22 protein-coding genes are annotated in these 25,452 nt (G+C 59.8%); 10 read left to right on the top strand and 12 right to left on the bottom strand.

The window, feature by feature from the left end:
- Positions 1-9: 9 nt before the first annotated feature.
- Complete coding sequence (locus QEH54_RS02095) at positions 10-315, bottom strand: hypothetical protein (protein WP_309016959.1); 306 nt, start codon at positions 313-315, stop codon at positions 10-12.
- 233 nt (positions 316-548) lie between these two features.
- Between QEH54_RS02095 and QEH54_RS02090 the strand changes: the two genes are divergently transcribed.
- Positions 549-2,858, top strand: a complete 2,310-nt coding sequence (locus tag QEH54_RS02090; RefSeq protein ID WP_309016958.1) for a glycoside hydrolase family 95 protein — start codon at positions 549-551, stop codon at positions 2,856-2,858.
- Between the two features lie 136 nt (positions 2,859-2,994).
- Here QEH54_RS02090 and QEH54_RS02085 read toward each other — a convergent pair whose 3' ends face one another.
- Positions 2,995-3,972 carry an NAD(P)-dependent alcohol dehydrogenase gene (locus QEH54_RS02085; RefSeq protein ID WP_309016957.1) on the bottom strand — a complete coding sequence of 326 codons (978 nt, stop codon included), beginning with the start codon at positions 3,970-3,972 and terminating at the stop codon, positions 2,995-2,997.
- Between the two features lie 160 nt (positions 3,973-4,132).
- Between QEH54_RS02085 and QEH54_RS02080 the strand changes: the two genes are divergently transcribed.
- From QEH54_RS02080 to QEH54_RS02070, 3 genes are all read left to right on the top strand, one after another.
- A complete protein-coding gene (locus tag QEH54_RS02080) occupies positions 4,133-4,321 on the top strand; it encodes a DUF4250 domain-containing protein (protein WP_309016956.1) in 189 nt (62 codons plus the stop codon).
- 120 nt (positions 4,322-4,441) lie between these two features.
- Positions 4,442-5,029 (top strand): TetR/AcrR family transcriptional regulator, encoded by a 588-nt coding sequence (locus QEH54_RS02075; RefSeq protein WP_309016955.1) that lies wholly within the window; start codon positions 4,442-4,444, stop codon positions 5,027-5,029.
- 14 nt (positions 5,030-5,043) lie between these two features.
- Positions 5,044-5,502, top strand: a complete 459-nt coding sequence (locus QEH54_RS02070) for a DUF2269 domain-containing protein (RefSeq protein WP_309016954.1) — start codon at positions 5,044-5,046, stop codon at positions 5,500-5,502.
- A gap of 10 nt (positions 5,503-5,512) precedes the next feature.
- Here the strand turns inward: QEH54_RS02070 and thpR are convergent, their stop codons facing one another.
- Both thpR and QEH54_RS02060 read right to left on the bottom strand, forming a co-directional pair.
- The gene (thpR, locus tag QEH54_RS02065; RefSeq protein ID WP_309016953.1) at positions 5,513-6,055 is read right to left on the bottom strand and encodes an RNA 2',3'-cyclic phosphodiesterase; all 543 of its coding nucleotides are present in this window, start codon (positions 6,053-6,055) and stop codon (positions 5,513-5,515) included.
- A 169-nt stretch (positions 6,056-6,224) separates the two neighbouring features.
- Positions 6,225-8,309 (bottom strand): glycoside hydrolase family 43 protein, encoded by a 2,085-nt coding sequence (locus QEH54_RS02060; RefSeq protein WP_309016952.1) that lies wholly within the window; start codon positions 8,307-8,309, stop codon positions 6,225-6,227.
- A gap of 534 nt (positions 8,310-8,843) precedes the next feature.
- Here QEH54_RS02060 and QEH54_RS02055 point away from each other — a divergent pair.
- The 3 genes from QEH54_RS02055 (at position 8,844) to QEH54_RS02045 (ending at position 11,984) form a co-directional block, all read left to right on the top strand.
- Positions 8,844-9,146 (top strand): hypothetical protein, encoded by a 303-nt coding sequence (locus QEH54_RS02055; RefSeq protein ID WP_309016951.1) that lies wholly within the window; start codon positions 8,844-8,846, stop codon positions 9,144-9,146.
- Between the two features lie 104 nt (positions 9,147-9,250).
- Complete coding sequence (locus tag QEH54_RS02050) at positions 9,251-9,955, top strand: NAD-dependent deacylase (RefSeq protein ID WP_309016950.1); 705 nt, start codon at positions 9,251-9,253, stop codon at positions 9,953-9,955.
- 193 nt (positions 9,956-10,148) lie between these two features.
- Complete coding sequence (locus tag QEH54_RS02045; protein ID WP_309016949.1) at positions 10,149-11,984, top strand: HDOD domain-containing protein; 1,836 nt, start codon at positions 10,149-10,151, stop codon at positions 11,982-11,984.
- A 60-nt stretch (positions 11,985-12,044) separates the two neighbouring features.
- On the opposite strand, the gene purT is transcribed toward QEH54_RS02045, so the two are convergent.
- The 3 genes from purT to QEH54_RS02030 form a co-directional block, all read right to left on the bottom strand.
- Entirely contained in the window at positions 12,045-13,229 is a 1,185-nt protein-coding gene (purT, locus tag QEH54_RS02040) for a formate-dependent phosphoribosylglycinamide formyltransferase (protein ID WP_309016948.1), read from the bottom strand.
- 66 nt (positions 13,230-13,295) lie between these two features.
- Positions 13,296-15,002 (bottom strand): response regulator, encoded by a 1,707-nt coding sequence (locus QEH54_RS02035; protein WP_309016947.1) that lies wholly within the window; start codon positions 15,000-15,002, stop codon positions 13,296-13,298.
- A gap of 330 nt (positions 15,003-15,332) precedes the next feature.
- Entirely contained in the window at positions 15,333-16,406 is a 1,074-nt protein-coding gene (locus QEH54_RS02030; RefSeq protein ID WP_309016946.1) for a hypothetical protein, read from the bottom strand.
- 327 nt (positions 16,407-16,733) lie between these two features.
- On the opposite strand from QEH54_RS02030, the gene QEH54_RS02025 reads away from it, so the two are divergent.
- Positions 16,734-17,519, top strand: coding sequence for a PRC-barrel domain-containing protein (locus QEH54_RS02025; protein ID WP_309016945.1), 786 nt, complete (start codon positions 16,734-16,736; stop codon positions 17,517-17,519).
- A 207-nt stretch (positions 17,520-17,726) separates the two neighbouring features.
- Here the strand turns inward: QEH54_RS02025 and QEH54_RS02020 are convergent, their stop codons facing one another.
- Positions 17,727-18,473 carry an alpha/beta hydrolase gene (locus tag QEH54_RS02020; RefSeq protein ID WP_309016944.1) on the bottom strand — a complete coding sequence of 249 codons (747 nt, stop codon included), beginning with the start codon at positions 18,471-18,473 and terminating at the stop codon, positions 17,727-17,729.
- A gap of 214 nt (positions 18,474-18,687) precedes the next feature.
- Between QEH54_RS02020 and QEH54_RS02015 the strand changes: the two genes are divergently transcribed.
- The gene (locus QEH54_RS02015) at positions 18,688-20,541 is read left to right on the top strand and encodes a family 16 glycosylhydrolase (protein ID WP_309016943.1); all 1,854 of its coding nucleotides are present in this window, start codon (positions 18,688-18,690) and stop codon (positions 20,539-20,541) included.
- Here QEH54_RS02015 and QEH54_RS02010 read toward each other — a convergent pair.
- Genes QEH54_RS02010 through QEH54_RS01995 form a run of 4 tightly spaced genes read right to left on the bottom strand, consistent with a single transcriptional unit; the run spans position 20,538 to position 24,112 of the window.
- Positions 20,538-21,113 carry a PqiC family protein gene (locus tag QEH54_RS02010; protein WP_309016942.1) on the bottom strand — a complete coding sequence of 192 codons (576 nt, stop codon included), beginning with the start codon at positions 21,111-21,113 and terminating at the stop codon, positions 20,538-20,540. The two genes, QEH54_RS02015 and QEH54_RS02010, sit on opposite strands and share 4 nt — an antisense overlap.
- Complete coding sequence (gene pqiB, locus QEH54_RS02005) at positions 21,110-22,747, bottom strand: intermembrane transport protein PqiB (RefSeq protein ID WP_309016941.1); 1,638 nt, start codon at positions 22,745-22,747, stop codon at positions 21,110-21,112. The genes QEH54_RS02010 and pqiB overlap by 4 nt, the downstream gene beginning before the upstream one ends.
- On the bottom strand, positions 22,740-23,399 hold the full coding sequence (locus tag QEH54_RS02000; protein WP_309016940.1) for a paraquat-inducible protein A: 660 nt from the start codon (positions 23,397-23,399) through the stop codon (positions 22,740-22,742). Before QEH54_RS02000 ends, pqiB begins: the two co-directional genes overlap by 8 nt.
- A complete protein-coding gene (locus QEH54_RS01995; protein ID WP_309016939.1) occupies positions 23,396-24,112 on the bottom strand; it encodes a paraquat-inducible protein A in 717 nt (238 codons plus the stop codon). The genes QEH54_RS02000 and QEH54_RS01995 overlap by 4 nt, the downstream gene beginning before the upstream one ends.
- A gap of 116 nt (positions 24,113-24,228) precedes the next feature.
- On the opposite strand from QEH54_RS01995, the gene QEH54_RS01990 reads away from it, so the two are divergent.
- Complete coding sequence (locus tag QEH54_RS01990; protein WP_309016938.1) at positions 24,229-25,383, top strand: cellulase family glycosylhydrolase; 1,155 nt, start codon at positions 24,229-24,231, stop codon at positions 25,381-25,383.
- Positions 25,384-25,452: the final 69 nt, after the last annotated feature.

Below are 25,452 nucleotides of genomic sequence, written 5' to 3'. Positions count from 1 at the left end.
GAGAAGAGCCTAGCTCAAATAGCGGACCTGAAATTCCTTCGCCCCTTCCTCGCTCACCAGCTCGTACTTGCCTTCGTTGGCGATAGTGAACTTGCGCTCGGAAGCGGCCTGACGGAGCTTGATCTCCAGCTGCGTGGCGGTCTCCTCCTCGCATTCCACGTTGAAGAACAGCTTCAGGTTGGAAAGGTTGTCATCATCGAACTGCACGATGAAGGGATTGTGCTCCACGAACAGCAGGTCGTCGTAGGCGTAGGTGACCTCCAGGCCGGTGTTGTCGATGATTTCTCTGGCGATTCCCAAGGGACGTAAACTCATTGTATTAGATCGATTTATGTAGGTTAAAAAAGCGGCTTTCGCTCCTCGCTCGCCCCACAAATTTGAGAAGTGAAAGTCGACAGAGAGCAGCATGGGCCATGCCCACGCCCCCCGATCCCAACGCTTCGATCCGTTTTGATCACCCTTGCGCCTCAATTTCTGCCAGATGCCTGCCAGAAATTGACAGCTCGTTACCCTTGCGGGAATCGGCGCCACAGCTACCGTCTTCTATCGTGTCACCTCTAAAACCCTTCTTTGCAATCGCTGCCATCGCCCTCACAGCCCCCCTCCTTCTCGAGGCCCAAACCATTCGCGACGACCAAGCTGCCGTCGAGTGGACAGACGCCTATCCGGTCGGGAACGGACGCCTCGGGGCCATGCCGTTCAGCCAGTTCCCCACCGAGAAGATCCTGCTCAACGAGGAGACCATCTGGCACCGCGGTCCGGACCTGCGCATGCCGAAGGATAGCTTCAAGCACCTGGAGACCATTCGCGAGCTGGAGGCCGCCGGCAAGTACGCCGAAGCGGACCGGGTCTTCGAAACCAAACTGCAAAAACCCGCCGATCCCTATAGCTATCAATACCTCGGCTGGCTGCAGCTCGACTACCTGACCGACGCCTCCCTCGAATCCACAAACCGCCAGCTCGAGCTTCAGACCGGCATCGCTTCCACGACCCACACGCTCAGCGACGGAAACCAAGTCACCCAACGCGTCTACGCCTCCGCCCCGCTCGACCTGCTCGTGGTCGAGATCACAGCGACCTCCCCGATCGGACTCCGCCTCAGTATCGAAGACGGACGGGTCGAGGACGGCGACCTTGTCCTAGACGGCATCAGCGACGGCGAGCACCCGGATCGCACCCGCTACCAGGGACGCTTCCGCTTCGCGGAGTCGGCAAACGCCGAAAACGACACCCTGCTCGCTCCCGCCCGTCGATCCCACACCCTTCTCCTTTCCGCCGCCACAAACTTCGACCTTCACCGAAGCGGCACGATGCTCTCCGATGGCTGGCAATCCGCCAACATCCAAAAACTCGATACAGCGGAAAACAGCCTGGCCACGCTTCGTCAAACCGCCATCGCCGACCACAGAACCTACTTCGATCGCGTCACTATCGACCTCGGGGAAACCGCTCCCGAAATCGCGAGTCTCACCACGCCCGAACGCCTCAAACGTATCCAAGACGGAAATACCGACGATCCCGACTTGATCGAAACCTACTTCCAGTTCGGACGCTACCTGCTCATCGCATCCTCTCGTCCCGGCACCTTCCCGGCTAACCTGCAAGGCATCTGGAATCCCCACGAATGGGCCCCTTGGAGTTCCGATTTCCATCTGAACATCAACATCCAGATGAACTACTGGCACGCGGAGACCACCAATCTCTCCGAACTGCACCAGCCGTTCTTCGACCTCATCCGCTACTACCAGCCCAAAGGACGCGAAATGGCGAAACGCCTCGGCATGAAAGGCTGGGGCATGGGCCACGCCTCCGACATCTGGGCCAACGCTCACATGATGTCCAGCCGCAGCTACTGGGGCGGCTCCTTCTTCGGCGGACAATGGATGACGCTTCACATCCTCGAGCAGTTTCGCTTCACCCAGGACACCGACTTTCTCGCCGAGCACTGGGACCTGCTCACCGCCTCCGTGGAGTTCGTCGATTCCTGGCTGATCCCCGGCCCCGAGGACGGACAGCTCATGGCCCGCCCCGCCTGCTCGCCCGAAAACTCCTTTCTCTACACCGACGAAAACGGCGAGGCCCAATCCGCCGCCTTTTCCGCTGGCAACAGCTTCGACCAATACATGGTTCTGCAAGTGTTCAGCGACTACCTCGAAGCCGCCGAAGCTCTCGGCAAACAGGACGATGCCTTCGCTCAAGAAATCGCGTCGAAACTACCAAAGGTCTATCGTCCTCGCATCGCAAACGACGGACGTCTCATGGAATGGCGCCTGCCCTTCGAGGAAAAAGAGCCAGCCCATCGCCACATATCCCACGTGCTCGGAGCCTACCCAGGCAATCAGATAAATTTGGATACAGATCCCGAAATGCGCAGCGCCGTCGAAAAGGTAATCGAGGAACGCATCGCCAAAGGCGGAGCCGCCACCGGCTGGAGTCGAGCCTGGACCATCGGCATGTACGCTCGCCTCTCGGAAGCGGAAACCGCCTACCATCACCTCATCGAAATCCTCCGACAATCCACTGTCGGCAATCTCTTCGACATGCACCCGCCCTTCCAGATCGATGGCAACTTCGGCGCCACCGCCGCCATTGCGGAAATGCTGCTGCACAGCCACAACGACGAGATCAGGCTCCTACCCGCTCTGCCAGAAGCTTGGGCGACCGGTTCCGTATCCGGACTTCGGGCACGGGGAGATTTCACCATCACCATGAACTGGAAGGATGGGGAGCTCGCGTCAGCGGAAATCGTCTTCGGAGACAACAGCCCCCCAAGCATCGTCGTTCGCTACGCTGGCCAAACCATCGAACTGCGCGGCCAACCCGGCAGTATTCAAACAATCGATTCAGCGAACTTCTAAAACAGCTCCCAGGTAGGGCGTGACCGCCGGGCACGCCGCATCAGCTTTGGAGCAGCCCCTCCAGGTAGGGCGTGACCGCCGGGCACGCCGCATCTACGGCCTCGCCGCAGGATAGCGCAGGCGCGACCCGGCGCGCTCAATCGACTAAAATCGCGACATTTCCCTTCTTGCGACCTCTCTCGACGTACTCGTGAGCCTCTACCATTTCTTCCAGCCGATAGCTTCGATCGATTACCGGCAACAGAAGCCCCCTCGAAAGAAATCCAAGCAGATACTCTAAATCATCCTTTTTCTCCGTCGCCACACCGCCGCTCACTTTTCGACCGCTGGTCATGGTTTTCCAAAGGATTCGAAAAAGGTCTGGCACGCCAGCTACCGCGAAAAGACACACCCCGCCGCGGCGGGTCAACCGAATGCCATTCGCCAAACCAAGCATGCCCACCGTGTCGAATACGACGTCGAATTCCCGCTCGAGCTGCGACATATCCTGTACTCGATAATCCAATACAGCATCGGCGCCAAGCGACGCTACCAACCCCTGATTCGCCGAGCTGCAGACACCCGTCACCCTCGCTCCCATCTGTTTCGCCAGCTGCACCGACGCGGCCCCGACCGCCCCAGAAGCTCCATAGATCAGGATCGACTGACTCGGCTGCAATTTCGCTTTATCTCTGAGAAACGACAACGCCGTCATTGCCCCAAACGGAAACACGGCCGCTTCCTCGAAGCTCACCGATTTCGGCTTTTTAGCCACCGCCATCTCCACTGGCACGCTGACATACTCCGCGTAGCAGCCCATGCGCATTTCAGTCGACCCGAACACTTCGTCTCCGACCTCGAATGCGCGCGCGCCTTGCCCTAACGCCTCCACGACTCCCGAAAAATTCAACCCAAGAATGGGCTGCCGCGGGCCTCGAAATCCCAGCATCAATCGCATCATCATCCCGAATCCCGACGGCACATTCAAACCACGGATACGGCAGTCGCCCGATGTCGCGGAAGTCGCTTTCAGTTTCACCAAAACCTCGCCCGCTTTCGGCTGAGGTTTCTCCATTTCCGCCACCTTCAGCGCTTCTGCCGCAGGTCCGTACTTGTCGCATCTCACCACCCTCATGAGTGCGGACGCTAGGGTCGCGTGTTCACAAAAACAAGACCATATAGGCTACATATTTTCAATGAACAAAGCCCACGGGCCAGCCGAATCAAAGCTAGATTTCCCGAACCGACCGCAATTCAAACTTGCCGATCGATGCGCAATTCCAAACTTTCGCGGCATGGATTGGAACAACATCGAACGTATGGATCCGGACCTTCTGGTTGGGGTAGTGAACACCGCCCTTCGCAACGAATACGGCTCGCTGGAAGAGCTCTGCAAAAGCCACTCCATCGACAAGGAAAGCCTCTGCCAACGACTTGCGGAAAACGACTACGAGTACATGGAATCGGTCGGCCAGTTCCGCTGAACCCGCTCGCAGCGCCCCCCCGAAACTCAGGCTCGCCGCTAGCCGCCCCCGCCCCATAAACCAAGCGACCAGGCTTTCCGCATTGACAGTGAACTCTATGTTAACAGTGTTCACATCGCAATGGCCGCTTATCATCATGGAAACCTGAAGGAAACGCTGATCGCCACAGGGCTGGAGATCCTACGTGATGGCGGCTTGGCTGCGCTGACCTTGCGGGCGGTGGCCCGAAAAGCTGGCGTCAGTCCAGCCGCTCCGTATCGACATTTCAACGACACCTTCGACTTGATCTGCTCCATCGCGGAACAGGGCTTCCACACCTTGAACCGGGAGTTGGACCGAGCGCTGCGCGAGCTCGGCGAAACGCCTCCACTTCTAGGCCTCGGCCAAGGCTACCTGCGCTTCGCTACGACTCACCCAGACCACCTTCGTCTCATGTTCTCCGGACACATTCCTGCGGACAAGCGCGGCCCGTCGCTGCAGAGCGCTGGCGACGCCGCATTCGAGAGACTCGTCGACAGCATCGAGCGAGCGAAGCTGGGCAAGCTGATCGATCCTAAAAAGCCCACCCGCCCCCTGGCCCTGGCGGCGTGGTCCTTTGTGCACGGTTTTTCTACCCTGCTCATCGAGGGGCTTATAAAGGAAGAGGACTTGGATTCGATCGATCCCGAGGAGCTCTTCGCCACCTGCTACATGGCTTTTACAAACTAGGAAACCAACTCGACATGGACTACCAAACTCTGAAGCTCCTGCACATTCTAGGGGCTTGTCTCTTTATCGGAAACAATCTCGTCACGCCGTTCTGGCGAGCCTTCGCGGAACGCACGCGCCATCCGGCCATCGTGGCCTGGTCACAGAAGCTGATCACGCGGACCGATGTGGTCTTCACTGGCGGTGGCATCACCCTTCTCCTAGCAACGGGACACGCCATGGCAGCCCAACTTCCCGGCCTTTGGCAGGAAAACTGGTTTCTCTGGGCCTACATTCTTTTCGCTCTTTCCGGCGTCATCTGGCTTGTAGCGCTTCTACCACTACAGATGAAACAAGCGCGACTAGCGAAGGCGTTTCATGACGAAGCCACCATTCCCGACGAGTTTTGGCGGCTTGCCCGTCGCTGGTCCATCGCTGGTGCCGCAGCGAGCATCCTTCCCTTGGCAAGCCTTGCCCTCATGGTGCTGAAGTGAAACAGAGTCTCTAACGAAGGTCCCACGCATCTACGATCTCGTAGCGAGAACCGATCGGACTGGGTCGACTTTCGAAAAGCGAGAACGTTTTGACCGCAAACACTGGAGAGTCGGCGGATTCTACCCGTTTCTTTAGATCTCGTAACGATGCTCTGGATACAGACGAGCAACGGCCCAGCGTCACATGGGGGACGAAGTCGCGCATTTCGCAATCGATTCCAGCCTTCAGGACCGCGTCGTCGATGCGCTGTCTAAGCTGAAAGAGCAATGGATGAGCCGAGCCAACGCCGATCCAAAGGACCTTGGGATCGCCTTTGCCGGGAAAAGTGCCGAACCCGCCAATTGGCAGGGTGAAACGGGAAACGGACACCGAGCTCAGCTCCGCCCGCAAGCGCTTTTCCGCTTCCTCGTCGATGTCCCCGAGAAAACGCATGGTCAGGTGCTGATTCTCGGGGCGCACCCAACGGATCCCCTTCAGCCCATCATCTCTGAGCTGCGTCAGGAACGCCTTCACGGACTCAGGCAAATCGATCGCTACAAACATGCGCCTCATGTCTCTAGCATTCACATTTTTCGCAATTTGTCAGGAGTCGAAAATGGCATCTCCAGCACTCCCCCAAAAAAGAAGCGGCGCCTGGCTCGTCTCCAAGCATCAGGCGCCGCTGCCCCAATCAACGCGAAAACGAGCATTTCGCCGTATTCGCGGATCAACTACCTAAAAATCACTCGAACGCATCGACCGTCAGCTCGAGGAAGACCTGCCCTTCGGAGCCGGCTGGCACATCGACCTCTACTTGGGCGTCGCCTTCGAGGTTCGCGCTTCCCATGCTTGACCAGATCACTTCCGATTCGGCCCCGACGAGGGACGAACGCGCCCTCACCTCAAACTGCAGGGCGGGATCCGCTGTGCGGCTGAAGGTCCAAACCAGTTTGTCGCCCACCAGCTCAACGTCGGACGCGGTATCGACATCCGGCGCCATGGGATCCGTTCCCAGCGCGTACTCCACGAGATTCGGGCGTCCATCCTGGTCCGGATCGTCACCGTTGCCCGCCACGCCCTCCGCCGGATTTTCTCCGAAGTTTTCCGTACGCCAATCGTCGATCGGCGAGCTGCCTTGGGAGTCGGAAACGTAGACGTAGAAGGCAACCTCGTCTGACAGATTCGGTTCATAAAAGTCGTAGATCTGAATGCGCACCTCGAAAACGTTACCCGCTTGAGACGCGATCGGCTGCCAAGAGACTTGCCCCGTTTCGCTATCGACAGTCAACCCTTCCGGGCCTTGCTCCACTTCGTAGGAGAGCTCGAGGTCCCCCACGGGAGCCAGGTTCGTCAAGGTCAGGGAAAGCGATTCGCTCACATCCACGACCCGGTTTCCGACCGCTTCCAGCTCGGGAGACGGCACATCGCCAGTCCGAGCCGCGACCGCGACTTCGCTGCCCCAAAGCGACTCGCCGTTCTGCGAAATCGCGGTGAACGCGTTTACCCATCGCTGATTTTCGTTGTCCCACATCTCGCTGACCACGCCCTTGAAGAGCGTGCCGTTCATGCTGATGCGGATGTTTTTGTCATCCACCATTTCCCAGCTTCCATCGGCGCCTGCGAGGGATCCGCTTTCCTGCAGACCGACGACCTCGGAAGTCTTCATGGTTCCAGTGATGTCCTTTCCGTGGTTGAGCACCTTGTAGGCTCCCGAAATCTCCGCCGCGGTGTAGCTGCCTTGCGTTTCGCCCGCGAAGCGGTGCGGAGCCATCACCGGCCATCCGTCCTCGTTGAAAAACATCTGATGGACGCGGATCTCATGCAGCTCGCCGCGTCCCTCGAAGCGGGAGTGGAAAATGTTAAACCACTTGCCGGTGGCCGGATCCTTGATCACCGAGTTGTGTCCCGGCGAGCGGTAGCCTGTCACCGTCTGAGCAGGTTCGCCTTCTACGGGCGTGAACCGCCAGTTTCCAGCAAGCTTAAGACCGTAATCCGCGAACGGGCCCGTCACTTGCGACATGTCATTGCCAGCCGGGTCGTAGAAAGGGCCATCGGGATTGTCCGAGCGGAAGGCGCGCATGTTGTAGCCATCGTTCGCTCCCAATCCGCCGTAGGATAGAAAGAGGTAGTATTTTTCGGTCTCCGCATTGTAGTCGATGAACGGGCCCTCGATCTGGTCGTGCCCTCCGCCGAGCAGGTAGGTCCCCCAGCCTTGATTCGGCTTCTGAAAGCCCGTCTGGTCGTCCATCTCCATGGTGAAGATGCCGCCGGAATAAGAGCCGTAGACCATCCAGAGATTGTCCTCCGTGTCGCGATAGAGCGTGGGATCGATGGTATTGGGGTCGACGCTCGGATCGAAACCGCTCACCCCAGTCCCGCCCCTTAAAATCTCGCCCAAGTCCTCGTAGGGACCTTCGATTTCGTCCGAAACCGCCAGACCCATGTAGCTACGGTAGCCCTGATGGTTCGTCCAGACATTGTAGTAATAGTAGTATTTCCCATCCTCGAGTTGATAGACGTCCGCAGCCCAAAGGCTGGTGGCGTTCGTCCACTGGATCAGTTCAGACAACTCGCTCTGAAACGTGTCGAAATGCCGAGGATTTCCCTGATTCACGCTGGAAGCCACTTGAGTCCAGTTCATCAGGTCGGTGGACCACGCGGACGCTCCGTGCGAGCCGAAGACGTAGAAGCGGTCGCCCACCTTGATCACCGACGGATCGTGCACGGAAGCGGTTTGAGTGAAGCTCGGCGTTTGGGCGCTGGACAAGGCGCCGACTGAGATTGCGGTGAAAAGAGCGAAGATCGCTGGTAGACGAAGCGTCATCATTTCTCGATGTTAGTAGTTTGGGTATCTCTGGGGTGTTCGGGGCTGAAACCGTGAACGGACTCTCGAAGCGCTCCTTCGATACGAGCGGGAGGCAACTAAAGGCCGCGTTTCGACAGCTTCAGCTAAGCTCCCATGCGCCGTCCACAGGCGGAAGCCGCCAATCAAGCCCTTGCTTTCAGTGACCTTCCGAGCAAGCGACGGTTCCTGACGCAAGCCCGCCTCGCAGCTCTCTATCGCAAGTCTCTGAGCGATCGAGATTTCCCGCCTGAACCTGTTCAATCAGCTGTCCTTCCGATCCGCACAGCTCATTTTATGATCAAAAAGCCATTCGAAGGCACGCGCCCCGTTTTAAGCCTAACTCCCCGCTTGCATACACCAAGTCAACCTGCAGCATCTACTTAGCTCGATCGTTCTCTCTGTTCCAAGCGCCAGCACCACGCCGACCTTGGAACCTCACAACGCGAGCGTCCCCCCGAGCCGAGGCCGCAGCTAGGCCGGCCGAAGCCCTCCTCAACCCTCCTCCAGACCATCAAAATGAAGAAACGCCTCAAGAGAGTCGCCCCCATGCAACTGGCCAAAATCCTCGCCATCATCTACGCCATCCTCCCTCTGGTGATGGCCCCCTTTTTCCTTCTGTTTTCGTTCATCGCCAGCAGCGCCGCTCCCGCGGGACAGAGCGCCGCCCCTTTGCCGATGCTGCTCGGCATGGGAGTCGGATTCTTCATCTTTGCGCCAATGCTCTATGGCGTGATCGGTTTCGTCTGCGGCCTAATCGGAGCCTTTCTGTACAACCTGGTTGCCAGCTGGGTGGGTGGCATCGAAGTTGAGGTCGAATAGATATCCAAAAAACAACGACAGCTTAGGTCTGCAACAACGGCCTTTTCTGATATCGGAGACAAACGGATCGCGCTATCGACGCCAAAACCAGACACGATTCCCACATGATGCAGCGAGCGAAGGAGAAGATACTCGTATTCACAGGAGCAGGCGTCAGCGCCGAAAGCGGTTTGAAAACCTTTCGCGACTCCGGCGGACTCTGGGAAAGCATGCGTATCGAGGAAGTCGCTACGCCGGAAGCATGGGAAAGAGACCCAGCCAAGGTGCTGGATTTCTACAACATGCGAAGGAAAGCAGCGGCGCAGGCGAAACCCAATCCGGCTCACCTCGCGATCGCCCAGCTGGAAACCGCCTTTGACGTGGCGATCGTTACGCAGAACGTCGACGACCTTCACGAGAGGGCTGGCTCATCTCGAGTCATTCGCCTTCACGGAAATCTGAGCGAAGCCAAAAGCGAACTCGATCCTTCCTATCGAATCCCTTACCCCCTCGAAGGACTAAGCCTCGACGACCGCTGTCCGCGAGGCGGCCGACTCCGCCCTCATATCGTCTGGTTCGGAGAAGCCGTGGAAAACTACGAGCTCGCTCTGGAGGAAGTCTCCACCGCGGGCCGCATGCTGGTGGTCGGCACCTCCCTGAGCGTCTACCCGGCAGCGGGGCTCGTGAGCTACGCACGCCCGGACGCGGAAAAGGTTCTGGTCGCCATGGATATCGACGCCTGCCCGGAAGGCTTCGAATTCTTCAAGGGGAGAGCTGGCGAGATCCTGCCGAAGCTCGCTCAGAAATGGCTGTCTGAGAAGAATCGCTAAGACCTCTGAACTGAGGAAACCACCCGCCAACGGACGCGAGTGATTCACCTCACCTGCCCTACGTATTCGCTCGCGAGATACGGAGACTTGCGGGAAAAGCGTTCACTTCCCCGCCTCGGCAGCTCAATTCATAGGCTGCATCGACTCAAGTCATCGCCGACAAAGTCGTGACAAAGACGACCCACTTAACGCCATGAGCGCCCACTTGCTCATCATCGATCACGAGCTCGAACATCTCGAACGCTACCGAAACGCCCTTTCCTCCAAGAACTCCACTTGGACCATGGCTTTCTGCAGCTCGGAAGAGGACGCTCTGGAAAGCTGCGAGACGAGCGCACCCGATATCATCGTCGCGTCACTTGGCTTCCAAGGCGGAAACGGTCTGCAGCTCCTATCCCGTCTCGTCGATCGAGCTCCCATGGCGCATGCCTTCATCGCCGCAAGCGAATCCGAAAAGGAACAGCTGACCTCGGCGCTCGAAGGCGGGTGCCGCTACCTTCCCAGACCATGTCCGCAGGATCGCCTCCACTTCGAATTCCAGAAATGCTTAGCGATCGACTCGTGGCTGGAAAACCCAGTGGTGAAAGAGGTGGTCAGCAGTCGAACCGCCTTCGAGACGCTTCCGCCTCTCTACCTCAAGGTGGTGGCCGCTCTCAACGCTCCTCACGCCGACACGTCGTCAATCGCGGATTCGATCAGCAGCAATCTCGCCCTTTCCTCCAAAATCCTCGAAACGGTCAACTCCTCTCACTTCGGCTTCGACCAGAAAGTTTCGGACATCCCGCACGCCATATCTATCCTGGGATTCGAAACCGTGAAGACCATCGTGCTGGCCGCTCAGGTCTTCGACCGGCAAGCTCATTCCCCTCGCCACAAGGCGCTGCTCAACGAGCTCTGGCACCATAGCATAGAAGTGGCCACCGCCGCCCGGCGTATCAGTCTTTTCGAGACAGACAATCCTGCCTCCGCGGAGGAAGCCTACACTGCCGGGCTCCTGCACGACATTGGCAAGCTTGTTCTGCTGGATTTGGATACCGAAGCGTTCGACGAAGCGCAGCGACTGGCTCGGGAGGAATCGATCCCGCCTTGGCAGGCCGAAGCGCGAGCCATCGGATGCGACCACGCAGAGGTAGGCGCCTACCTGCTCGCCCGTTGGGGACTGTCGGAATCGCTGTGCGAAACCGCCGCCTTGCACCACCGTCCAGCCAATAGCTGCAGAGAGAGCTTCTCGTCTCTGGCAGCAGTCCACGCGGCCAACGCGATCGTTCGCAAACGGCGCAACCCGCATCATGTCGACGCCGCGCCCAACCAGGGATTCCTTGAGGAAATCGGAAAAGTCGGCCGCTGGGAAGCGTGGCAAGCGGTCGCCATCGGGGAGCCACCGCCGCGCCCCAAGGCGAAACTCGTTCGTCAGCCACCTGATCAAGCCGTGGAACCTAAGCCAGCAGCCACCCACCTCACTCCGCCCGCTCCCGATCCGGTGACCCATGCAGCTCACGCGGCGCTCTCGGAAGCCGTGGCACGGGCCGCCCTGAGGAAAGTGGAAGAGGAACGGTTGGAATCAGCCCAAAGCTATGGGAAGAACATCCTGTTCGCCTTCGCAGCAGGGGTTTTGGTAAGTCTGATTTGTATCTATTTTATAAATACATTTTCCAAAACCGACCAGCGGGACGCTTCTCAAGCTCTGGCCGGCTCTGAATCTTCGGACCCCGAAGAAACGGCTGGCCTGGCCAAATCCGTTTCCCGCGGCAAGCTTGTGGAAGAGATTCTCGAAATGGGACAATCGCTGGACGCCGAAGCGATCGAGGAACCGCCCCCGCCGGTGGAACCTCCACCCCCGCCACCGCCGCCATTCCCGGAGATCAGGCTGGGGGCGATCTTCTTCCGCGCCAACGATCCCAAAGCTCAGGTGAACAATCGCATCGTCGGCATCGGAGACCGTTTGGATGAGGCTCGAATCGTCGGCATCGAGCGCACCAGCATCAGCGTGGAGCACTACGGGCGCGTTCGCGTGATCGATCTCGACTAAGCCGCCCGTTCACGCTCGCGGGTCCGGCTCCGCATTTCCCCGCCCCCGATGGAGCGCCGCTCAGAGCTCCACCGTCACCGAGGACGAAGCAGCGACAGCCTTGGCTCGGGCCGCTTCCACGGAGTCGGCGCGAGCGAGGCAAACCCCCATGCGGCGCTTTCCCGAAACGCCCGGCTTTCCAAAGAGGCGAAGCTGAGTGTCCGGCTCTCGAAGGGCTTCTTCCAGGTTTCCATAGCTTGGTTTGCCCGACTTCCCTTCCACTAGGATTACGGAGGAGGCGCTGGGACCGAGCTGGCGTATCGCCGGAACCGGCAAACCGAGAATCGCCCGGACGTGCAATGCGAACTGGGACAGATCCTGGGAAATCATCGTCACCATGCCAGTGTCATGAGGCCGTGGAGACACTTCGCTGAAGTAGACCTGATCTCCCTTGACGAACAGCTCGACTCCGAAAATCCCATATCCACCGAGGGCTTCGGTCACCGCGCCGGCGATGTTCCTGGCGTTTTCCAAGGCCTTCGGGCTCATGGGCTGCGGCTGCCAGGATTCGCGGTAGTCGCCATCTTTTTGCACGTGCCCGATAGGATCGCAGAAATGAGCGCCCCCGCAGTGACGCAGGGTCAGCAGGGTGATTTCATAGTCGAAGTCGACGAAGCCCTCCACGATCACCTTTCCCTTGCCCGCGCGCCCTCCTTCCTGGGCGTAGGTCCATGCCGCTTGCATTTCCTCCTGGGTCCGCAAAACGCTCTGCCCTTTTCCCGAAGAGCTCATGATCGGCTTGACCACGCAGGGGAAGCCGATCTCCGCAACGGCAGCCGCAAACTGGTCGAAGCTGGCGGCAAATCGATAGGGCGAGGTCTTCAGCCCCAGCTCCTCCGCCGCCAAGCGACGGATCCCTTCGCGATTCATGGTGAGCTGAGTGGCCAGGGCGGTAGGCGCCACCTGAGTCACCCCTTTGGCTTCCATTTCCACCAACACCTCCGTGGCGATGGCCTCGACTTCGGGAATCACCCAATCCGGACGCTCCTCCTCGATCACCTGTCTCAAGGCTTCGGCATCGAGCATGGAAAACACCCGGGACCGGGTCGCCACCTGCATGGCAGGGGCGTTTTCGTAGGCGTCCGCCGCGATCACTTCCACGCCATAGCGTTGCAGCTCGAGAGCGATTTCCTTGCCGAGCTCTCCCGAGCCGCAGAGCAGAGCCTTCTTGGCGGTTGATGAAAATGGGGTGCCGATGCTTACCATTTCGGCAGTCAAATCGCTCGTGCCCGCAATTCAACCTAAACCAACGCCCTAGCGAACGATGGGCGCCTAACGGGAGAAGAGGCCTCGCAGCTCGCGGCGGATCGCGAGACACTCTTTGTGGGCCTGCTTCTCGAATCTCTTCAGATCGAAGTTCAGGTAGACGCGGTTCTTGAGAACCTGCCATTCGGAGGTCTCCTCCAGCGGCGTGGCATCATCCTCCGGCGTATCCCCGTTGAAGCCCACCTCGTTGCGCCGGCAGAGGTCACGGGCCAGCGAGACCACCGCCACGAGATCGGAGTCCACTGGAGCTTCCTCCGGTTTCTCCATCCAGCGGAACACGTTCACATACTGCCTGGGCAAGTCCTGCTTCTCCGCGAAGTAAGCCGCCATTTCGTAAGTGCTGACCTCCAAAAAATGGCGTTCCGCCTTGGCCAGGGTCAGGCCTTCGCGGATGGCGTGCTCGTGGATCGCGGGGAAGGCGAACGGGTGCAGACGCATCAACAGCAGCTTGCCCAGATCGTGGATCATGCCGGCGGTGTAGGCGGAAACCGAAAAGGAAGCCATTTCCAGGTGCTCGCAGACGAAACGGGCCATGTGAGCCGTTCCCAGCTGGAAGAGTCGAAAGTTGGGCCAGTTGAACAGTGGCGGGACACGGATCAGGCGCTCCTCCACCGTCACCAGATTTCCGCCAAGAGCCGCCAAGCGGTTTTCCCCCAGCCAGCCGATGGCCATGCGCGGCTCCTCCAAGATGCCCGGATCGCCATCATCTTCGGAACGCTTCATGCGGTTCGCCGAAGCCAGGATCTCCGCGGTCAGCCCAGGATCCTTGCGCACCAGATCGAGCAAAGGGCTGAGGGAGGTGGGATGCCCGTTGGCCGCCATCTGATACGCCGCCGCGATGGAGTCTACGATCGGACAGCTGGTTAGCTTGTCGAGCTCGCGCTTGAGCTGATCCCAGCCGACCATCGGACAGCGTCCTTCCCGGTGGGCCGTTGCCCAACGCTCTCGCGCCTCGCCTTCCTTTTCGCTGTTGATTTCCTCTTCGGTGAGAAACGCCTCCGGAATGCTATCGGGGTTGAGATTCAACTCCGTCAATCTCGCCCCCAACGAGAGCAGGTCCAAAGCCTTTTCAAAATCCCCCCAATCCCCTGCGAGGGCCTTTGTATCCAAAATCTTGAGCGCCCGCAGCAAGCCGCGGGCTCCCAGCAGCGACGCCCGCCCGCCCAGCTTGTGCAGCACTTCGCTCGCTTCCTTGCTCTTCTCGCGCTTCGCCAAGTCCGCCAGCATCTCCTTGACCTTGCCGAGCAGCGAGACCAACTCCTCCTTTTTGGCGCGAACTCGATCGATCCCCACATTGTGCTTGGCGCAAATCTCCTTGTCCGAAACGAAAAGCTGGTCGATCCACGGATCCGCCACGGCCTTTCCGATCTCCGGCAGCAACGCCTCCTCCCGATAGGGCTTCAGCAGAAAATTCTGTACGCGAAGACTCAATACCTGCTTCACGCTCTCCTTGTCCGCGTGAGCGGTGTAGACGATCACCGGCAAGGCCCGGAAAAAGGGGTCGTTCTTCAAGCGCTGAATGAGCGTCAAACCATCATCCCCTTTCAAACGCAGCTCGCAAATCACCGCGTCGACCTTCACCACCTGACGAATGAACTCCCACGCTTCATGGGCCGAACTCGCAGCCGCGAAACGATGATCGCCACGCAGCAGGAAGCCTTTCATCGCGCGCTGGGCGACCTCGTCGGAGTCGACTAGAAGAACGTTAGCCATAAAAAGTCAGCCGGGGAGCGTCCGGACGAAACAAACGGCGGGAGAAGCTTGCTTCGGACCTACGCCGCAGCTGAGCGGAGGGGGAAGGGGGATACGTCGAATTACGGAAATAAACGGTATTTAAGTACGATATTAGCCTTCAGTTCAACCACCAATGCTAGGCGATTGCTCGACCGGATGGGGAGAACGAAACCGTACCTGGCTCGAGTTGAAAGTCAACGTATCCAGTCCGCGAGCGTATGCGAGGTCGACCGGCCTCCTTCTTTCGTAGCGAAAGAGCCACTACATTCGTCCGAGAGCGGTGGACCGAGACGACGCTCGGCCGACGACTCACAGCTGCCCGCAGAAGTCGGCGAGGATCTCGCGCGTGCGCTGAGCGATCTCGTAGGCTTCTCTATCCGCCATTTCGGAAAGCTCGGGATCAGGCGGTTCGGAGAAGCGAAAGGACTCGTCCGGCAAGGCGCGCCGGTTTCCCGTCAGCACATCCCACTCGGCGCTCCAGACGGCAGCGACTTCGAGCGAGCGCTCCAGCAGCGTCTCCTGGGTCCCGCTATGGAAAACGCGAACCACGACGGGACAGCTAGCGGCCAGCTCCTTGCGTCGGGTGAAAACGGTGGCGGAGATTTCCCGCTTCGAGTCATGCTCCTGGCCCTCCGCCTTTTCGAGAGCGCGTCGGAAGTCCCGCTGCCCGGCTTCGCTTTCGCTGCGGTGCAGCGAAAGGTCGCCAATCTCCACCTGCGCGAAGTGAGCGACCTGAGCGGCCTCCGCTTGGGCCGCGGGCAGGAAGCGCACGAACAGGCGCGCGGGGCGATCCATCAGCTTCTCCAGCAGCAGCGTATCCAGTTTTTCAGGATTGATGCCGTGTCCCTGCGCCAGCGAGGGGTCGATCCCCACCAGCAGAGTCCCCGCTTCGCGAGCGATGTCCTGCCTCTCGAGAAGATCCTCGCGCTGGCCAGCGTAGCGCAGGGCCACACCGAAATGATCGTAGGCTTCTCGGGCCGCGTAGCGGTCGTTTAGATCCAGGAGGGATTCCGCATGCGAGACGCGAGCCTCCACCAGGTGTCGACGAGCGCTCTCGATGTCATCCAGATGAAAATCAACGACGATTTCGGAGCGCGCCGCGAACGGCGTCAGCGAAGCGCGGTTCGCCAGATCGCGCAGGACCTGATAGGCCTCGTAGACGCGTTCCCAGCGAAAGGGGTCCGACTCCACCGCGCGAGCCGATCGGATCTTCTGCAGCCAAAGCTCTCTCGCTTGCGGGTAAGCTTGGAGAAACACCTCTCCCGCCTTTCGATTGTTCGGATTTCGCGATAGCCGATCGGCGGAGACTCGGGCCGCTTCCGTGTAGTCTCCTTGCCGAAAGGCCGCCGTGCCGGTGGCGCATCCGGATAGGATCCAACTCAAGCCCGCTATGGCAGCGACGAAAAGGACTGCCCGCGCAAACGAACCCTGCGCTCGGGGAAAGGAGGGGCGAGGAGAGGTGAGCGTTTTCATCTTTCAACTAATACGACGGGAAACTGGTCCCCTTGAGACGGCTCGACTGGGCCAGCTATTCACTCTTTTCGCGGCGCGTCGGAGCGAAAGGCGAGGCTTGGGCCAGAAAGCGATCCGGGCGACTTGCGAGCGGACCGGTTTGCGATTACCTTTCGCGGAGGGAAACGCCGGACTCTCGGAGCGTTTTCCGATCACCTACCCTAAACGCGAACCGCCGAGAGCAGGGAGGAAAATGTTATGCTACGCAGCGTCAAAGACTTGATTGGTTACACTCTGATCGCGACGGACGGCAAGGTCGGCAAGGTGAAGGACATCTTGTTCGGCGACCGAAGCTGGGCCATTCGCCAGCTCGTCATCGATGTCCACCGCGGATTCAACATAAACATGCGCTACCTCAGCGAGCCGACGCAGGAGGACGAGGCGGGCGATTGCGTGCTGATGAGGCCCGAACAGTTCGAAGCCCCTGGAATCGGGGCGGATCGACGCAGCCTCCCCACCGGACTCACCCAAGAGGAGGTGCGAAACTGCCCCAAGGCCTTCGAGCGCCCTTCGGTGGAGGAGGAGTACGAAACCGAGTTTCAGCATTACTTTCGCCACGGCATCTACGACGAACGGCCAAAAGTGATCCCCCAAACCGACCAGGTCGTGGGCTACCGACCACCGCCTTCCGCATACGAGCACAGCGTGGAGGAGCTGCGGGAGCACGTGCGCCACATCAAGGACATCGCCACGCATCACCTGCATTCAGCGAGCAAGGTCATGAATTATTCGATACGAAACCAAAACGGAGCCATCGGCGTCGTGGACGACATCATCGTCGACCTGCAGGATTGGGAAATCGTTCACCTCGTGCTGCACAACGGCAACCAGCTGCTTCCCAAGCGCTACCTGATCCCTATCGACAAGATCAAGCGCATCGATTGGAGCAAAGCGGCATTCCTCACCGACATGGGGCGCAAAGAGCTCTCTCAGCTACGTCGCTACGTGCCCAACGCCCGCAGCGTCAGCACCGCCACCGACTAGCCGATCGGGTCCGACCGACCGCGGGCCTCGCCGCCAAAACCGTTTTCGCTCTTTCGACCCGCGCTGAAACGCGCCCATAGATAATCGGAAATCCCCGGGGCTTCGCCCCGGGGATTTTTCCTGCGCCTGCCGCGGCGCGGCGAGCGGGCTTCCAAAGGCAAAGTCTCGCTGGCTACGCCAACCCGCGACTGCCACGACGAGCGGGCCTCATCGACTGAGCAGCAGCTCGAGCAGCTCCTGGGGATGCGTGCGGTGGGCGTTGTGGTCCCAATCGGGCAGGGCCACCGCCTTCCACTCATATTCCTTCGCTCGGCGAAAGAAGGGATAGAACGCGTCCTCCTGCTCGCTCATCCCCGGATCGATGTAGTAGAGGTAAGTCGTGGGCACATCGAATCGGGCTTCGTTTCGCAGCGTCAGGGCTTCGGAGAAACATTTGAGGGAGTGCGGCACATCGTGCGGGATCGGCGCTCCCTCCGATACCCACGGGGGGATGGAAAACCCGTTTTCCTCGATCCCCGGTCCCGCGTTTTCCTCGCCGTCTCGACCGAAGGCGGAATTCACGCTCTCACCATGCTCGGGCACGATCGCATCGAGGTAGATCAGGCGATTCAGACGCTCCGGCACCCGGTCCGCCACCCCGGTGATCACCATGCCACCGTAGCTATGGCCGACTAGCGACACGTCCTGCAGCTGCTCCCATTCGATCAGGGCGATCACATCCTCGATGTGCAAACTCAGATCGATCTCCGGACTCGCCAGATGGGCCCGCTGTCCGTGACCGGTCAAATGCGCTCGGTACACCCTATGTCCCTCCGCCTCGAGCAAACGCTCCATCCCCTGCCAGTCCCAGCCTCCGCCCCAAGCGCCGTGCACCAAGACAAAGGTTTCAGGCGATTCCGAAGCGGCTTTTTTGAGATCGCCTCCCCATGACAAGGGAGACAAAGACACTACCATAGAAAGGAGGATCAAAGGGACGGGGTAAGGGTTCATGACCGCTAGCTCTAACGCTCGCCACCGCGCTTGGCTAGCCGATTCTAGACGCCGCGTCCGCGCCTTTCGATCCATCCGCGATTCGCGCTCCGCAGCGCCCCTCTTCGCGGAGCGAGGAGCCTTTTTTTCCTCACCTTTTTGTTGCGCTTTTTCGCATCTTAACAAAAACAACGAATCCATGTCTCGCTACCCCTTCTCCCCTCCTCGCACGCGCTTGCCCGCCCTCGCTCTGCTTACCCTGCTCACCCTGCCGGCTGCCCTCTCGCTCGGCCACGGCGCGTTGGCGGAGGACTGGCTGCTGGTCTGGAGCGACGAGTTCGAGACCGAAGGTCTGCCGAACGCCCAATGGTGGGATTGGGAAGAGGGATACATCCGCAACGACGAGGCCCAGTACTACACCCGCAAGCGCTCCGAGAACGCTCGAATCGAAAACGGCCATCTGATCATCGAAGCCCGAAAAGGCGACCTGCCCGGACACGACTACAGCTCCGCCTCCCTCACCTCGCGACGCTCCGCCAGCTGGACCTACGGTCGGGTGGAGGTCCGCGCAAAAGTCCCCGCCGGCACCGGCACCTGGCCCGCGATCTGGATGCTGGGCGACAATATCGGCGAGGTGGGATGGCCCGCCTGCGGCGAAATCGACATCATGGAGTACGTCGGCTATCTGCCGGGCGTCATCCACGGCACCGTGCACACCACCGCTTACAATCACGCAATCAACACCAGCCGCGGGGACACCGTCGAACGCGATGATCTGGAAAGCGCCATGCGCGTCTACGCGGTGGAGTGGGACGAAAGCAAAATCGATTTCTTCGTGGACGATCAAAAATACTTCACCTTCTACAACGACGAGCGCAGCGATGACGCCACCTGGCCTTTCCACCGGCCGCAGCACCTCAAGCTGAACCTCGCGATCGGCGGAACCTGGGGCGGACAACAGGGCATCGACGAGAGCATTTTCCCCTGCCAGTTTCTGGTGGACTACGTTAGAGTGTACCAACGAGCGCAGCCCGGTCCCTACTCCATCCTGCTGCAATCGACTGGTCCAGGCCTGACCAGCATCAGCCCCCAGAAGGATAGCTATCAAGCTGGCGAACGTGTCACCCTGTCGGCGGATCCTGACGTAGGCATGCGTTTCTTCAAATGGAAGAACCTTCAGGTCGAGCGCGGACTGCGGGCCACCATCGAGGTGAATCGCGATCTCGACCTCACCGCCCAGTTCGTCGATCCAAGCGCTCTGAACCTCAACACCGACTTCTCGAATGGCCTGGAAAACTGGTACAGTTGGGTGAGCGAAGCCGCCGCAGCCAACGTTTCCGTCGAAGACGGGGCAGCGCGGATCCACATCACGCAAGCGGGCCCTAACATCTGGGAAGCGCAGTTCGGACAAGGCGGAATCTCTCTCCAATCAGGCGATCGGTATCAGCTTTCCTTTGACGCCTGGAGCGAAGTCGACGGTCACGAAATGAAAGCCACCCTGACCATGAACGCCGAACCGTTTCAGGCCTATGCAGAGCGTAGTATAAATCTGACGACGGAGCCGCAGACCTATCTGCTGGAACACGTTCACTCGCTTGCTACCGACGCGAACAGCCGCATCGAGTTCGACCTCTCCTCGGGCAACGGAAGCGTGCGCCTCGACAACGTGCGTCTGGTCAACCTCGATCTGAACCCTCTCGGTCCCTACGAGTCATGGAAACAAGAACATGGCATTCGGCCCGCTGACGACGCGGCGGACAGTGATCAGGATGGCCGACCGACAATCGTGGAGTACTTCCTTGCAAGCGATCCCCATTCCAAGGATCCGAAAGTCCCGCTCGCCCGTATCGCTGGCCATGGCTCCGCTCTGCGCATCGCCCCAGTCCTCTCGCCGCGCTCGGAAGAGGAATTGAGCGACGTGACTGTATCCGTTTATCAATCACAGAGCTTAGAGGCGTGGACCCCCTCCAGCTCGGACCAGCTCACCGACGAACAGTCGTCGCCCCGCTTCGCTCGGCTGCTCTTCGAAGCGGTTCCGCCGATTCAGGACTAGCCGCGATCCGGGCCCAGCTCCGTCACGATCTGATCGCAGAGCTTTTTCAAACAGCTTACATGGGCCGCCACGAGGGCCGGATACCCGTCCGCCTGCAAGGAGCTCTCGATCGAAAAACGACGCCAGTCCCCCAACTCGCCGCCGATCGGGTCCACTTTCCAGCTACCTTCAAAGGCGACGCTTCCCTCTTGCGTGCCGTGAAAACGCTCCACCTGCAATCGCACCACGCCAGCGTCGCGCGCCAGACCGCCCTTCGCATCGAGCAGCTTGCCGAGCACCCGTCGCATGCCCGCTTCGAGCGGCTCGCCCCACAGGTGGTAACGCCCCGCATGCATTCGCAGGCCATCCAACTGAAGGACGATTCCCGAGCGATCCAAGTAAGCCGGCATCTCGATGCTCCCCACTTCGAGAGAGCCTTCCCACAGGGCCTTTCCGTCGTAGAGCAGCACATAGCTGGACGTCTCCAGCTGGGGTTTCGCCGACCGGCACCCCAGACTCGCTCCAGCGAAAACCGCGAGGGCGACACAGCCTCCGAAGTAGAGCTTCACGCGATGGGCTAAACGTTTTCTCATGGCTGCGGCGCTCGGGGTTCTGGATCCTCTTCCGCCGGACTGGAAAAGATCAGCTCGCTCGGCCGATTCTCCAGCTTGATCAAAAGCCGTCGAAGATCGTTTGTAGACGTATTCAGATTCTGGATCAATCGATCCAGCTTCTGGTGAAATGGCGACTGAGGGCCAAGCCCTTCCATAGCTGCTTGCACCGCTTCAAGGCTCGCGTCGAGCTGCCCCGGCAAGTCCCGAACGGACTCCGCGTCGAGCAGCGTCTCAAGCTTCGATAGCATTTCCTTGGCGTGCTGCATCATCTCGCTGGCGTGCAAGGCGGCGCCACCGATGTTTTCCGACAGGTCTTCCAAAGGCAGGGACTCGATCGTGGTCAAAATGTCGGTCACCTTTCGCTGGATCTGCTTCAACCCGACCGACCGAGTCGGAAAAACCGTATGACCGCCCTGACGACGAATCGATTGCGGCTCTTCGTTCGGATAAAAGTCCATTTCCACAAAGAGACTGCCGGTTAGCAAATTTCCGTGCTGAAGACTCGCTTTCAGACCGCGTTCCGCCTGCTGCTCTATCAAAGCGCTCACTCGCTCGACCGATTCAGGCGAATCGCTTAGCTCGATGTACCCTGGGTAGATGCGAGCAAGGGCAGGCACGGGAATCTGCTCGTCGGAGAACAAGTCCTCGCTGTCCAGATACCCGAAGGACACGTCGACGACATGACCGATCGGGATTCCTCGATACTCCACGGGAGCGCCGTTATTCAACCCGCGCACCGAATCGTTGAAAAGAAAGAGGTATTCTACGTAGTGCTTGTACGGATACCGATTTATCTCTTCGTAGGAACGATAGAGTCGAAAGCGTTGATTCTCTCTCGGCTGCTCTCCGGGCTCGAGCCCCTCAGGCAGGTCGAAGGCGACGCCTCCGCTTAAAATGGACTCCAAGGAATCCGCGCTCACAGAAAACCCGTTGGTGTTCGCATCGATGCTGATGGCGCTGGCCTTCCAGAAGCGGGTCGCAGTCGTCACATGGGCGTCGTAGGGCCAGGCGATGAAGATATCATAGAGGAACACGTCGTCCTGCGGACTGAAGCGAGCGGAATCCACCTGCCCCGCACGAGTGCCTCGAAACAAGATCGGGTCCCCCACCTTCACCGAACCGATAGCGTCGCTCTCCAACTGCACCCGCAGACCGCGGGCCGTGGAAGGAGTGGCAGGGATCTCCTCCAGCCCCACGAACGCTCGCTCGCTCTCCGACGACGATCCAGGCTCCAGTTCGATATATGCGCCGGAAAGCAGGGTACCGACTCCAGACACGCCTCCCAAGCCGATGCGTGGCCTCACCACCCAGAAAGAGGAATCCTTTCGCAGCAAATGCGCCGCTTCCCGCTGCACGCTTGCCTCCACCACTACCGACTGCGAATCCTCGCTCAAACGAACGTTCTCCACCAGGCCGACTTCCACGTTGCGAGCCCGTATCTCCGTTCGCCCCGCTTCGATTCCCCGGGCCGTTTCGAAACGGATTTCGATCTTAGCGTCCGCTCTTAGAAGCGCCTGCGCGATCATCCACGCGCCGATCGCCAGAGCTACCGCAGGAATGATCCAGATGGAGGAAACACGCCGCTGCTTGCTCACTCTCGCGACTTCAGACATGCCTAGGCCGCTCCTTTCCTCGCTGCTCGATCGCATCCCAAAGCAACCGCGGATCAAAGCTGCGCGCCGCTAACATGGTCGAAAGCACCACTCCTGCGAACGCCAAACCAGCCGGTCCAGCTTTCACGGATACAAAACCTCCTAGCTGTACCAGTGAAACCAATACAGCCACTACGAACACGTCGATCATGGACCAGCGGCCCACTAGCTCGGTCAACTCGTAGAGTCTCGAGTGCTGCGGCCGGCACCCTTTCGCCCCCATGGGAGAAACGAGCCAGCAGAGCCAGAGGAGGGAAAAGATCTTGGCCATCGGCACCAGCACACTGGCGAAAAAAATGATGCCCGCAACCAAATAGGAGCCATGGCCCCACAGCTCGATCACCCCACTGATGATCGTACTGTCCATGACGCGGCCCAACCGCTCGGTGCGCATGATCGGCAAGACGTTGGCCGGTACGTAAAGGATCATCGCGGTCACGAGCCAAGCGAGGGTACGCTGAGCGCTGTCAGCCTTGCGGCTGCCCAAACCCGCCCCGCACACCGCGCACCGCGACGAGCCCTCGAGGTCCGTCACCGAACCGCATCGCTGGCATCCGCCCCGCCCCAGCGAACGCGCCGAAACGCTCCTCATCGCCTCGACCTCGCCCTTCATCGCTCCGCTCCCTCCAGTTCAGCGACCGCTCCCTTGGCATCGAAACTGGCATAAGCGCCAGCTAAGCATAGCGAGAATCCGATGAACGCCCAAAAGGACAAGCCGTAGCCGACCTGGGCCAAGGAGAGAATCTTGATCAGACTCACCAAAATGCCCACCACGAAAACATCCGCCATGCTCCAAGGCTGCAGCCACTTCACCGAACGAACGATCCACGTCCATCTCGCGCTCTGAGCCCCGAGCAGGAACGCCGTCGCCAGGGCCAGGAGCCCCACCGCTTGCCCCGCCGGAGCGCCGATGCAGAAAAATGCCACAATGCCAGCCAGCAGAGGGCGCTCCAAAGCTAGCGATATCGGAAAACCGATCAAAGTGGAGCTCTGGTCGCCGCCCGCGCTACGCAGTTCCATAAAAAGCCCGCTCAACGCCATGGCCAAAGAAATGCAGGCCGCCAATGCCAACGCCCCCACCCGCTGCCAATCGCCCCGGCAACGCTTGGCCAGCTCGGCCCCGCAGCGCGGGCAACTCGCTCTCTCGCCCTGCTGCAAAGCCGGCACCCGCGCCAGCAAGTCGCAATGAGGGCAAGCGGTGTCGCGTTCTGGCAATAGCGAAGACATGGATAGGAAGGAAAGGACAAGCAACACCATGCCGTCAATCAAGCGCGGGTCAAGGCCCGCGAAAGCCTTGCAGGAAACCGCCGCAAGCGGGCCATTCATAACGAATAGTGACGTATCCCCTTTACCCCTACGCCGCCGCATGGTTCAATCCGCCAGACCTTGAATAAACGCGCCCTTTGAACTACGTTTCGTAAACCACCCCACCCCGCGCCACCATGAGCTACCCCTCGATCCACCGCAGAGAATTCATTCGCAAAACCGGTCTCGGCATCGCCGCCGGGATCGGGCTGTCCACCTCCCGCACCCTCAACGCCAACGCAATGACGCCAGCCCCGCAGAAGCTCCCCAAATGGAAAGGCTTCAATTTCCTGGATTTCTTCAACCCCAATCCGGCCAACGCTCGGCCCGCCACTCCCGAGGAGTTCTTCAAATGGATGGGCGATTGGGGCTTCGATTTCGTGCGCGTCCCCATGGCCTACCCATCCTACCTCGATATCGACTACTCGCAGGACATCACCCCCGAACAGGTCTACCGCATCGATGAAGCGAAGGTGGCAAAGGTAGACGCGCTGGTCGAGTCGGCCCACAAGTACGGACTGCACGTCAGCCTCAACCTGCATCGAGCGCCCGGATACTGCATCAACGCAGGTTTCCACGAGCCCTACAACCTCTGGACCGACCAGGAGGCCCTCGACGCCTTCTGCTTCCATTGGGAAACGTGGGCCAAACGCTACCAAGGCGTATCCAGCGAACGGATAAGCTTCGATCTGGTCAACGAACCCAGCATGCGCGAAGACATGAACGACCAACACGGGGAGAGAAAACCACTCCAGCCCGAGGTCTACCATCGCGTCGCCAAAGCCGCCTGCGACGCCATCCGCGGCGTCAAGCCCGACGCCCTCATCGTCGCCGACGGAAACAATGGAGGACATGAGGCCGTGCCGGCTCTCGCCGATCTCGGCATCGCCCAAAGCTGCCGAGGATACGTGCCCTTCAACATTTCGCACCACAAGGCCCCCTGGGTGTACAAGGATCCCAGCGCCCTCCCCACTCCCCAATGGCCAGACGGACCCGGCGCCAACCGAGCTTTCCTCGAGGAATTCTACCAGCCATGGTTCGATCTGCAGGACATGGGCGTAGGCGTACACTGCGGGGAATGCGGCTGCTACAACCAAACCCCGCACGACGTCTTCCTCGCCTGGTTCGGCGATGTGCTCAGCGTGCTCTCCGAGCGCGGCATCGGCTTCGCCCTGTGGGAAATGCGGGGCGACTTCGGCATCCTCAACTCCGGCCGCGACGACGTCGACTACGAGGACTGGCACGGCTACCAGCTCGACCGCAAACTGCTCACCCTTCTCCAAAAGGCCTGACGATAATCTAGATCGTGTTTTCGAACGCGCCCGGAGGTCGCGCTCCACCATTGCGCTGCAAGCCGATGG

Source organism: Pelagicoccus sp. SDUM812003 (assembly GCF_031127815.1).
In the GTDB taxonomy this organism is placed as follows: domain Bacteria; phylum Verrucomicrobiota; class Verrucomicrobiia; order Opitutales; family Opitutaceae; genus Pelagicoccus.
Note: the sequence above shows the minus strand (reverse complement) of the source record. Positions and strands in the feature narration are given on the sequence as shown.

Bases quoted from the DNA above. Each gene is read 5' to 3' on its own strand.
- QEH54_RS02095 (WP_309016959.1), bottom strand. From the start codon at position 315: ATGAGTTTACGTCCCTTGGGAATCGCCAGAGAAATCATCGACAACACC.
- QEH54_RS02085 (WP_309016957.1), bottom strand. From the start codon at position 3,972: ATGAGGGTGGTGAGATGCGACAAGTACGGACCTGCGGCAGAAGCGCTG.
- QEH54_RS02080 (WP_309016956.1), top strand. From the start codon at position 4,133: ATGGATTGGAACAACATCGAACGTATGGATCCGGACCTTCTGGTTGGG.
- QEH54_RS02075 (WP_309016955.1), top strand. From the start codon at position 4,442: ATGGCCGCTTATCATCATGGAAACCTGAAGGAAACGCTGATCGCCACA.
- QEH54_RS02070 (WP_309016954.1), top strand. From the start codon at position 5,044: ATGGACTACCAAACTCTGAAGCTCCTGCACATTCTAGGGGCTTGTCTC.
- thpR (WP_309016953.1), bottom strand. From the start codon at position 6,055: ATGAGGCGCATGTTTGTAGCGATCGATTTGCCTGAGTCCGTGAAGGCG.
- QEH54_RS02060 (WP_309016952.1), bottom strand. From the start codon at position 8,309: ATGATGACGCTTCGTCTACCAGCGATCTTCGCTCTTTTCACCGCAATC.
- QEH54_RS02055 (WP_309016951.1), top strand. From the start codon at position 8,844: ATGAAGAAACGCCTCAAGAGAGTCGCCCCCATGCAACTGGCCAAAATC.
- QEH54_RS02050 (WP_309016950.1), top strand. From the start codon at position 9,251: ATGATGCAGCGAGCGAAGGAGAAGATACTCGTATTCACAGGAGCAGGC.
- QEH54_RS02045 (WP_309016949.1), top strand. From the start codon at position 10,149: ATGAGCGCCCACTTGCTCATCATCGATCACGAGCTCGAACATCTCGAA.
- purT (WP_309016948.1), bottom strand. From the start codon at position 13,229: ATGGTAAGCATCGGCACCCCATTTTCATCAACCGCCAAGAAGGCTCTG.
- QEH54_RS02035 (WP_309016947.1), bottom strand. From the start codon at position 15,002: ATGGCTAACGTTCTTCTAGTCGACTCCGACGAGGTCGCCCAGCGCGCG.
- QEH54_RS02025 (WP_309016945.1), top strand. From the start codon at position 16,734: ATGCTACGCAGCGTCAAAGACTTGATTGGTTACACTCTGATCGCGACG.
- QEH54_RS02020 (WP_309016944.1), bottom strand. From the start codon at position 18,473: ATGGTAGTGTCTTTGTCTCCCTTGTCATGGGGAGGCGATCTCAAAAAA.
- QEH54_RS02015 (WP_309016943.1), top strand. From the start codon at position 18,688: ATGTCTCGCTACCCCTTCTCCCCTCCTCGCACGCGCTTGCCCGCCCTC.
- QEH54_RS02010 (WP_309016942.1), bottom strand. From the start codon at position 21,113: ATGAGAAAACGTTTAGCCCATCGCGTGAAGCTCTACTTCGGAGGCTGT.
- pqiB (WP_309016941.1), bottom strand. From the start codon at position 22,747: ATGTCTGAAGTCGCGAGAGTGAGCAAGCAGCGGCGTGTTTCCTCCATC.
- QEH54_RS02000 (WP_309016940.1), bottom strand. From the start codon at position 23,399: ATGAAGGGCGAGGTCGAGGCGATGAGGAGCGTTTCGGCGCGTTCGCTG.
- QEH54_RS01995 (WP_309016939.1), bottom strand. From the start codon at position 24,112: ATGAATGGCCCGCTTGCGGCGGTTTCCTGCAAGGCTTTCGCGGGCCTT.
- QEH54_RS01990 (WP_309016938.1), top strand. From the start codon at position 24,229: ATGAGCTACCCCTCGATCCACCGCAGAGAATTCATTCGCAAAACCGGT.